Source organism: Clostridium polynesiense (assembly GCF_000820705.1).
Taxonomy (GTDB): Bacteria; Bacillota; Clostridia; order Clostridiales; family Clostridiaceae; genus Clostridium_AA; species Clostridium_AA polynesiense.
Genome location: NZ_CCXI01000017.1, coordinates 1 through 7,538 on the forward strand (window position 1 = coordinate 1; position 7,538 = coordinate 7,538).

At 32.6% G+C, this 7,538-nt stretch carries 8 protein-coding genes and 1 tRNA gene; 8 read left to right on the plus strand and 1 reads right to left on the minus strand.

The genetic code is table 11. The features are described 5' to 3' along the window. Positions 1–333 precede the first annotated feature (333 nt). The 6 genes from TA89_RS02690 (at position 334) to mreB (ending at position 5,870) form a co-directional block, all read left to right on the plus strand. A complete protein-coding gene (locus TA89_RS02690; RefSeq protein WP_040210633.1) occupies positions 334–1,014 on the plus strand; it encodes a hypothetical protein in 681 nt (226 codons plus the stop codon). Between the two features lie 18 nt (positions 1,015–1,032). After that, complete coding sequence (gene murA / locus TA89_RS02695; RefSeq protein ID WP_040210635.1) at positions 1,033–2,292, plus strand: UDP-N-acetylglucosamine 1-carboxyvinyltransferase; 1,260 nt, start codon at positions 1,033–1,035, stop codon at positions 2,290–2,292. Positions 2,293–2,363: 71 nt separating this feature from the next. Next, positions 2,364–3,416 (plus strand): stage II sporulation protein D, encoded by a 1,053-nt coding sequence (gene spoIID, locus TA89_RS02700; RefSeq protein WP_052447282.1) that lies wholly within the window; start codon positions 2,364–2,366, stop codon positions 3,414–3,416. A 225-nt stretch (positions 3,417–3,641) separates the two neighbouring features. After that, positions 3,642–4,379, plus strand: coding sequence for a M23 family metallopeptidase (locus TA89_RS02705; RefSeq protein ID WP_040210637.1), 738 nt, complete (start codon positions 3,642–3,644; stop codon positions 4,377–4,379). Positions 4,380–4,486: 107 nt separating this feature from the next. Next, a complete protein-coding gene (spoIIID, locus tag TA89_RS02710) occupies positions 4,487–4,741 on the plus strand; it encodes a sporulation transcriptional regulator SpoIIID (protein ID WP_040210639.1) in 255 nt (84 codons plus the stop codon). Positions 4,742–4,835: 94 nt separating this feature from the next. Beyond that, positions 4,836–5,870, plus strand: a complete 1,035-nt coding sequence (mreB, locus tag TA89_RS02715; protein ID WP_040210640.1) for a rod shape-determining protein — start codon at positions 4,836–4,838, stop codon at positions 5,868–5,870. A 133-nt stretch (positions 5,871–6,003) separates the two neighbouring features. Here mreB and yyaC read toward each other — a convergent pair whose 3' ends face one another. Then, entirely contained in the window at positions 6,004–6,534 is a 531-nt protein-coding gene (gene yyaC, locus TA89_RS02720) for a spore protease YyaC (RefSeq protein WP_040210641.1), read from the minus strand. A gap of 100 nt (positions 6,535–6,634) precedes the next feature. On the opposite strand from yyaC, the gene TA89_RS17575 reads away from it, so the two are divergent. Together TA89_RS17575 and TA89_RS02730 are read left to right on the plus strand one after the other, a co-directional pair. Continuing rightward, complete coding sequence (locus TA89_RS17575) at positions 6,635–7,219, plus strand: hypothetical protein (protein ID WP_052447283.1); 585 nt, start codon at positions 6,635–6,637, stop codon at positions 7,217–7,219. 218 nt (positions 7,220–7,437) lie between these two features. Beyond that, a tRNA-Tyr gene (locus tag TA89_RS02730) sits at positions 7,438–7,522 on the plus strand. Positions 7,523–7,538 lie beyond the last annotated feature (16 nt).

The following is a 7,538-nucleotide window of genomic DNA, read 5'->3' on the forward strand; positions in this document are numbered from 1 at the left end:
GTGCTGACAAGGGCCTGGCCACTTTATGTATCGGCGGAGGCATGGGAACAGCATTAATAGTTGAGAGAGTTTAATTTAAGATAAAATAGTCAGTTCAGTGATACGCCCTTTTACACTAGACAGTTAAAATAATAAAACTGTTTATATAAAGGGAATATCAAATTTGAACTGACTATTTTTTATTGTTTTTATAGTTATATATAACAAACATTATACTCACCTTTTTTACTCAGAATTATATATTAATAATATATCAAAAGATTTATTTGATAATTCCCTGTATAGTTATAGAATTTGTTGTCCATAATCTATAATACAACAGGGGGTATAAAGATGTTAAAACATTTGTGTTATTCATTAATTTTAATTAGTATTCTTAATATTTCACAAGGATTAATGGGGTTTAAGGATATAGAAGAGTCAGATGTTTATTTAATGGAGAAGATATCTTCTAAAATAGAAATGGACATATGTGAAACCTCGGCAAAAGCGGTATACTGGAGCAGCAGAAATGCAGAAGAGGAAATAGAAAGGATAGGAAAAAGGTTCAAAGAAGAAGATTGTGAAGCAATCAACATTGAGGATAATTTTTATCATATGCATTTAAAAAAGGATAATACTTCCATGGAAATTATGGGGGTTAATCTTGAAGATAAATCACAGATAACAGTGAAAATAAACATAACTGAAAATGAAAATAATTTAATGAAGATTGAGAAAATTCTTCATGAATATACAGAAATTAAACCGGGAGAAGCTAAATATTTCAAATATCTTAAGGGAAAACTAAAACATAACAATATAGACTATTATAACGAAGAAATTATAAATATTTTAAGGTCTTATGGCGGAAGTTATATTTCCAGTATAAATATTCAAAATGGAATTACAGGAACTGCAGATATAGGAAAAGGGACTTCTAAGAAAGCAGTTAATTTAAATTACTCCATTTGTAATTACGATACAGGAAGTTATCTTTTAATAGGAACACCTATTCTTGATGAAATATATTAATATAAGCTGGAGGATAATATGGAAAAAATAATAGTAAATGGAGGGCAGAAGTTAAATGGGGAAGTAGAAATAAGTTCAGCGAAAAATTCAGTACTCCCTATTATAGCTGCAAGTATTCTCTGCAAAGATAAATGCGTTATAGAAAATGCACCTATGCTGGAAGATGTATATGTTATTTGTGACGTTCTGAGAGATTTGGGCTGTAAAGTAGATATAGATAAGGTTCAGAATAATATCATGGTAGATACTACAAATATAACCTTAAAGGATCCTAATATGGAACTTGTAAGAAAAATGAGAGCTTCCTTTTTAATTATGGGGCCAATGGTAGCTAGATTTGGACGGTTTAAACTTTCATTGCCCGGGGGATGTAATATTGGAAGCAGACCTATAGATCTGCATTTAAAAGGACTTAAAGCTTTAGGTGCTGAAGTTGATACAGGTCACGGATTTGTTGAAGTGGATGTGAAAAAATTGGTGGGGAATAAAATATATCTGGATTTTCCATCTGTGGGTGCTACGGAAAATATAATGATGGCAGCAGTATTTGCTCAGGGAGAAACTATAATCCAAAATGCAGCTGAAGAACCCGAAATATGCGATTTGGCAATGTTTTTGAATTCCATGGGTGCAAAGATACAGGGCGCAGGTTCAGGAACAATTAAGATATTCGGGGTAAAGGAGCTTAATTATACTTCCTATAAGCCTATATATGACAGAATAGAAGCAGGAACCTATATGGCTGCAGCTGCTATTACAAGAAGTAAAATTAAAGTAATAGGGGCTATAGAAGAGCATCTAAGACCTGTTATATCAAAGCTGCAGGAATGCGGAGTTACAATGGATATACAAAGTGACAGTATTTTGATAGACGGAAGTAACGCTTTTAAAGCAGTAGATATAAAAACTATGCCTTATCCGGGCTTTCCTACAGATATGCAGGCTCAAATGATGAGCTTACTTTCATTGGGTTCTGGAACAAGCATTGTTACAGAAACTGTATTTGAAAATAGATTTATGCATGTATCTGAGCTTTGCAGAATGGGTGCTAATATTAAAATAGATGGAAGAGTAGCTGTGATAGATGGTGTTAATAAGCTTACCGGATGTGAAGTTAAAGCTTCTGATTTAAGAGCGGGAGCAGCACTGATATTAGCAGGACTTGCTGCTGAGGGAATGACTTGTATTGGAGATATATATCATATAGACAGGGGTTATGTTGATATAGAGAAGAAGCTAAAAAGGCTTGGGGCAGATATAAAAAGAATAAATGAATAGAATAAACTAAATACTTTGTAATAAAAAACACACCTTTTTTATATAAATTAATATAAAGAAGGTGAATATATATGTACAGAAAAGTTTTAGATAAAAATCAGAATAAATTTTTTTGGGTAAAAATTATATCCATATCAGTAGTTTTTATGGTTTTATTCCTTTTAATTTTTAAGTTATGGAAAACCATTGAATATAAGCAAATAAAACAAGACTATGAAGTTAAAAAATTTATTCTTCAGGATGAAAGAAATCATGGTTTTAATGGAAATATAAAGGTATATATTTCTGAAGAAAATAAAACCGTAGAATTAAATATAGAGGATTACGTCATGGGAGTTCTCAGCGGAGAAATGCCTATTACTTTTGAATTAGAAGCTCTTAAAGCACAGGCAGTTGCTGCAAGAACTTATGCTTTAGCCAAGATGCTTAATAACTGCAGTGCTAGTAAAGGAGCTCACATATGTGACACTGTGCATTGTCAGGTTTATAAATCTAAAGATAAGAGGATGGCTTCCTGGCCTTCTAATAAGAAAGAAGAGTACTGGAACAAATTATCTAAAGCAGTGATGGAAACAGAAGGTCAGATATTAACCTATAACGGAGAGGTCGTATTAAATGCTCAGTATTTTTCTACAAGCTGGGGAAAAACTGAAAACAGCCAGGCAGTATTTGCAAAGGAGATTCCATATCTGAAATCTGTAGTAAGTGAAGGGGAAGAAATATCAAACAGATATAAAAGTAGTGCAAAAATTTCTTTAAGTGATTTTACTAAAGCTGTGAATGCCAAGTATCCTCAGTGCAAGCTTTCAACTTACAAGCTTAAAACTCAGGTTAAAATTATAAGCAGAAATGAAGGAGGATCCGTAAAAGATTTAAAGCTAGGAGAAATATCTATATCAGGAAAGGATTTTAGAAGCCTGTTTAATCTCAATTCTGCTAATTTTAATATAGTAATAGATAAAAATAATATTGAAATAAATTGTTTAGGTTATGGACATGGGGTAGGGATGAGCCAGTGGGGCGCTAATGTAATGGCTGGAAAAGGAAAAAGCTATTTAGAAATTCTCACACATTATTATACAGGAGTCAATGTGGAAAAAATAACCATTAACAAGGAAAATTAAAATGAAATATAACTTTTAAAATAGTTATATTATTTTATTCGTTTTCAAATAAAAACCAAAGGCTTAATTTTCATCAAGTCTTTGGTTTTTCTATACAATTAGAAGGTTTAAAGGATTTTTAAATACATTTTTTGTCTAAATTTATCGGAAAAAACAGGAAAAAAATTTAGTATTAAATGTATTTTTTAACTTGTTTTGGACAGACTACACAATGGAGGTGTTCATATGGACAAAAATTTCTTTCAAAGGTCTTCCAACTTTCTAAAGAAGGAAGGATTCTACGTACTATTGTTTGTCTGTCTGTGTATAGTTGCAGCTGTAGCAGCTGTAAGTACTCGAAATGCAAAGCTTAAGGCTTCTGAATTAGCTTCTTCACAAAATAAGGAAGTAGCTCAAGAGCAGAAGGAAGAATCTAAAAAGCAGCTTCCTAACGCAGATATGGTTAAAGAGACTACCAATACAAACAATACATCGTCAAAGACTCAAGGTTCTAAAACTGCACCGGTAACCAACACTTCAACAAAGTTCATAAATCCTGTAAAAGGTGATATCGTAAGAACCTATTCATATCCAAATGCTGTATGGTGTGAAACTATGGGACATCACAGAAGCATTAAAGGGATAGATATAGCTGCTAAAGTAGGAACTGACGTTTTAGCAGTGGCTGATGGGGTTGTTGAAGCAGTTGATAATGACAAAACCGAATTAGGACAGTATGTGCAGATAAAGCATGCAAACGGTTTAATAAGTGTATATTCGAACCTTGATGAAAAGATTTCTGTGAAAAAAGGCGATAAGGTTAAGCAGAATGATCCTATTGGTAAAGTTGGAAAAACAGCTACAACCTTTATTGAAGAAAAATATGGAGATCACTTGAATTTTCAGGTGATAAATACTGCTAAGAATGAGCAGGTTGATCCAACAGCATATTTATCTTTAAAAGTAGCTCCAAATAATAAGTAAACTTTTATCAGCCATTTTTCCCATTTGGCGAGAAATGGCTGATTATAAAGTAATCCATGGTAATAAAAATGCATATTAATAATTATAGCAATTAAGGAGGTAGCATTTTGAAAGACTACATCGAAGAAAGAGTTCTTGACGTGGCTAATTATATTATTGATTCAAAGGCTACAATTAGAAAAACAGCAAAGGTATTTGGTGTGAGCAAAAGTACTATTCATAAGGATATGACTGAAAGACTCCCAAAGCTTAATCCAGCCATAGCACAGGAGGCCAAGCTTATTTTAGATTTAAATAAAGCTGAAAGACATATTAGAGGTGGTAAAGCCACAAAATTAAAGTATAAAGCTATTGAAGGATAAAAATATTATCTGTATAATATTATAAGGGGAATTATGCAGAATAAAGTATATTTAAAATTTCACGAATAATGATGAATTTGGGAGTGACTGTGATATGTGGTTTTTGAGAATGGGAACAGATATGGGGATAGATTTAGGTACAGCCACAGTGCTGGTATATTTAAAAGGCAAAGGTGTTATATTAAAAGAACCTTCCGTTGTAGCTATCGATAAAAATACTAACAAAATATTAGCTGTAGGCGAAGAAGCCAGAAAAATGATAGGAAGGACCCCAGGTAATATTGTAGCAGTTCGTCCTTTGAGGGATGGTGTAATTTCAGACTACGATATAACGGAAAAAATGTTAAAGTATTTTATACGTAAGGCCTGCGGGAAAAGAAGAATTTCCGCACCTAAGGTAATGGTCTGTATACCATCTCAAGCCACTGAAGTTGAGAAAAGAGCAGTTATGGATGCTGCAAAAAATGCTGGTGCACGAAGGGTGTTTCTTATAGAAGAACCTCTTGCGGCTGCTGTAGGAGCTGGAATTGATATTGCCAAACCAATGGGGAATATGGTAGTTGATATTGGTGGAGGTACTACTGATATAGCCGTTATATCTTTAGGAGGAGTGGTAGTAAGATCCTCTATAAAAATAGCAGGAGATAAGTTTGATGAAGCTATAACAAAATACATAAGAAATAAGCACAAGTTAATGATAGGAGAAAGAACTTCTGAAGAGTTGAAAATTTCAGTAGGTTCCGCATATCCCGGATTAAGGGATGAATCTATGAATATAAAAGGCAGGAACCTTATTACGGGGCTTCCTGATAATGTACTGGTTACTACTTCTGAAATGGTTGAGGCACTTTCTGACACTGTTAAGATAATTGCAGAAAACGTTCATTCTGTTTTAGAAAAGACTCCTCCTGAGTTAGTAGCTGATATTATAGACAGTGGTATAGTCCTTACTGGAGGAGGTTCTCTTCTTTATGGATTGGATACCCTTATTGAAAAAGAAACTGGTGTTAAGGTGAATTTTGCAGAAGACACAGTTTCCTGCGTAGCATTAGGTACAGGTAAAGTTTTATCCTATCTTGATAAGCTTGAGGTTGCACTTTCTGAAAGCGAAGTATCCATGATTGAATAATATATACAATTAATAATAATTTTAATATCAGTAGATTACTTTAATCTAAGGACTCAGACAGCTGAATCCTTAGATTTTTTATTTGTTGTTTTTTAAAATTAGTATAGGATCTTTTAAAATAAAAATAGTAAAGTTAACTGTACTGGTGATTTAAATAAAATGAATAAATTATACCATCTACTATAACCTTTGCCATATCCATCACCAGGCTTAATCGTATGGTTCTGGAGGTGAATATTTCAGTACTGTCACAGGAATCAACTATGCCTATAATAGAAAATTCACCTACATCAGGAAGGGTTTTTCCTACTCCCTTTCCTGGATGAATTGAATAATCTCTGCAGTGTATCTCTCCTATAGAATTTTCTTCTCCAAGACAGGCATCGATGCCTAAAATATTACAATTAGGATGATTTGTTTTTATTTCACTGAGTTTTTTTTCTAAATTTAAAGCATGTATAGGAGAAGCTATAGTACCATAAACCGGTAGTGGTAAATGCTTTTCAGCAAGCATTGTGCCCACCAAGGGTCCTAGGCAGTCTCCTATGCATTTATCTGTTCCTATACATATAATAACAGTGCTGCTGTTTAAATAATTCTTTATAAAAAATGCAATGTCATAGTATGCAGCACTTGCGGTATGATGAATTTTTAATTTATCCAATAGCAATACACCCCCTTTTAATTTATATGAGATAAAAATGGCAAATATTAGAATAAAAAATGCTATATTTGGAAAAATATATATTAAGGGGTGAATATTAATGATAAAAAAAATATTATCTGTTCTTGCTTTAGCCATAACGGTTTTAAGCATAGTTATAATGACTCAGGAATTTGCACCCTCTGAAAAAGAGGATAAGGAACTGTTTAAAGACAGCTCTAACAGTATAAGTTCTTTAAAACCGGAGGTTAAAGATGAGAATAAGGAACAAAACAGCAAAGATAATAAAAAAGAAAATAATTTAAGCCTTAAAGAGGAGGAGAAAGAGGGGGGGGATAATCATGATATCAGCTCATATCAAGAAATAAAAAAGGAAGAGGAAAAATCCAACGAAAGGGAAGAAACAGCACCGGTTTTTAAAGTGCAAAAAGAGAAAATAAAAGATAAAATATCTTTTGAGGATAAAACAAAGCTTTTAGCGGTAGCAAGAAAACTGTCAATGATGGATTACGGCAAGATAATTGAAATAATGAATACCAGTGACGAAATGGACGGAGCCTCTCAGATATTTCAAATTTTGAAGACAAGGCTTAAGGAAGAGGATTATAAAAAGGTTACAGAAATATTGGAACCATACATTTATGTGAAAAATATAGAAAAAAACCTATCCATGGAAAAGAATTAAATTGATTAAATTTTAATAATATTCATTAAAAAATAGTAATATTATTATATAAAAAAACTTTGTCAAATATACATTTTGAATAAAATTAAAGAAATAATAAGAAATAGAGAGGATGGAAGACTTAAATTAGTAATATTGACTTATATAAAAGCTTGAAATATAATGTATATGAATGTATACTAATTCTTGTTGGTCGGCTCAAAAGGCTGATAACAAAAGGAGGAGTTCCCGAGTGGCTAAAGGGGGCAGACTGTAAATCTGTTGGCAGTGCCTTCAGTGGTTCGAATCCACTCTCCTCCACCATTAATTAAATAGATAT

Bases quoted from the DNA above. Each gene is read 5' to 3' on its own strand.
- TA89_RS02690 (WP_040210633.1), top strand. From the start codon at position 334: ATGTTAAAACATTTGTGTTATTCATTAATTTTAATTAGTATTCTTAAT.
- murA (WP_040210635.1), top strand. From the start codon at position 1,033: ATGGAAAAAATAATAGTAAATGGAGGGCAGAAGTTAAATGGGGAAGTA.
- spoIID (WP_052447282.1), top strand. From the start codon at position 2,364: ATGTACAGAAAAGTTTTAGATAAAAATCAGAATAAATTTTTTTGGGTA.
- TA89_RS02705 (WP_040210637.1), top strand. From the start codon at position 3,642: ATGGACAAAAATTTCTTTCAAAGGTCTTCCAACTTTCTAAAGAAGGAA.
- mreB (WP_040210640.1), top strand. From the start codon at position 4,836: ATGTGGTTTTTGAGAATGGGAACAGATATGGGGATAGATTTAGGTACA.
- TA89_RS17575 (WP_052447283.1), top strand. From the start codon at position 6,635: ATGATAAAAAAAATATTATCTGTTCTTGCTTTAGCCATAACGGTTTTA.